The organism is Bacteroides caecigallinarum, assembly GCF_016902295.1.
In the GTDB taxonomy this organism is placed as follows: domain Bacteria; phylum Bacteroidota; class Bacteroidia; order Bacteroidales; family Bacteroidaceae; genus Phocaeicola; species Phocaeicola caecigallinarum_A.
Genome location: NZ_JACJLQ010000104.1, coordinates 1 through 1,506, shown reverse-complemented (window position 1 = coordinate 1,506; position 1,506 = coordinate 1). Strand labels below are relative to the sequence as shown.

Annotated in this window: 2 protein-coding genes and 1 pseudogene; 1 reads left to right on the top strand and 2 read right to left on the bottom strand. The window is 36.9% G+C overall.

Translation table 11 applies throughout. The features are described from left to right. Positions 1-247 (top strand): annotated as a pseudogene (locus H6A27_RS14340) (group II intron reverse transcriptase/maturase); the annotation flags it as partial. A 92-nt stretch (positions 248-339) separates the two neighbouring features. Here H6A27_RS14340 and H6A27_RS15300 read toward each other — a convergent pair. Together H6A27_RS15300 and H6A27_RS15295 are read right to left on the bottom strand one after the other, a co-directional pair. Beyond that, entirely contained in the window at positions 340-750 is a 411-nt protein-coding gene (locus tag H6A27_RS15300) for a PI-PLC domain-containing protein (RefSeq protein ID WP_239469727.1), read from the bottom strand. A 50-nt stretch (positions 751-800) separates the two neighbouring features. Continuing rightward, entirely contained in the window at positions 801-1,106 is a 306-nt protein-coding gene (locus H6A27_RS15295) for a glycerophosphodiester phosphodiesterase (RefSeq protein WP_239469726.1), read from the bottom strand. Positions 1,107-1,506 lie beyond the last annotated feature (400 nt).

The window sequence follows — 1,506 nt, the reverse complement described above, 5'->3', positions numbered from 1 at the left end:
TGAGTGGTTAAGACGGAGAATACGTATGTGTATATGGAAAGCTTGGAAGAAACCCAAGACCAAGGTGGCAAACCTCATTAAATGTGGTATAGAAAAATACAATGCACGGAAATGGGGTAATACTCGCAAAGGTTATTGGCGTATCGCTGATAGCCCTATATTGAAAGTGGCGATAAATAATGATAGCCTGCGAAAGGCAGGATATCCTACCTTAATGGACTCGTATCTCGAATGGCGCCCAAAATAGGAACCGCCGTATGCCGAACGGCAAGTACGGTGGTGTGAGAGGTCGGTGAACATGAAAATAGGAGATAAACACCTATGATTAATGTTTACCTCCTACTCGATCCCTAAAATTGGAAGTTTACGTGCCAAGATTGCTTTCTTATAAGATTCTTCATTGCCGTTTTGTATAGCAGCCATGATAAGTATTCCGTTTTTATGGCAATATTCTGAAAAATCCTTTGTAATATTTTCAGGACTGATTTCTACATACGAAGGTTTGCATACGGCTTGCCATTTTTTAAGACCTTCTATGTCGGATGCGTTAACCTTGATTTTCATCTCAGGGGCAATTTTTACAAACTCCGGAATCATTTGTGGGTCGGCAAACCAAAAGAAACTATTGTTTGCAAATCCTTTTTTCCTTACAAGTTCTACCAGATTGCTGACTGAGGTTCCTTTTTTAACATCGAAAAAAACATTAGCCTTTCCTTTCAGTGTATCAAGCATTGTTTCAATACGTGGCACTTTAACTCCTTTGAAAGCTGGACTAAACCATGAGCCGGCATCAAGTTTGTCTATATCGGAGGATATGTGGCCATGCTGATTGGACCGTGACTGTTTGTTGTGCGGTCTAAAGTCTCATCATGAAGATTATACATTACTCCGTCCTTGCTCTTACGGACATCCAGTTCAATCCATGTGGCACCATGCTTTAATGCCGCAAAAGCAGAGGGAATGGTATTTTCCGGAGCCAGGAAGTTTGCTCCGCGGTGTACTACGATTTCTATCTCTTTTTTATTGCCTTCGGTGGTATAGGCATTGTTTACGTCAGCTATGCATAAAATAAATATAACAGCAAAGAGTCTGAAAAGTGTATTCATATAATTAGGTTTTTATTTTTAGCTTTAATTCACGACTAATTTATAACATATTTACTTTAAATAAATGAGTCCGCTCAAAAAAAAGTGGACAGATTTTGAAATATGACATAAAGATAGAAAAAATCATTCAAAATGACATAAAATCAAAGAATAAGAAGATAAAAATAGATAAATAATTTCAGACCACTTTTTGCATCGAAGAAAACTGAAAAAAACGCGGCCGTGTTTATACTAAAACATGACCGTATTTAAGATTAAACACGGCCATGTTTTTTTCAAATGTATCAACACCTTGACTATGCCTAAATTTACTTTACACTTTTATTGGTTTATTACTAAAAAAGTTCACTACACTTCTTCAACTTTCCTGATAAACTTTACATGAAGAATTTCTGTTCCT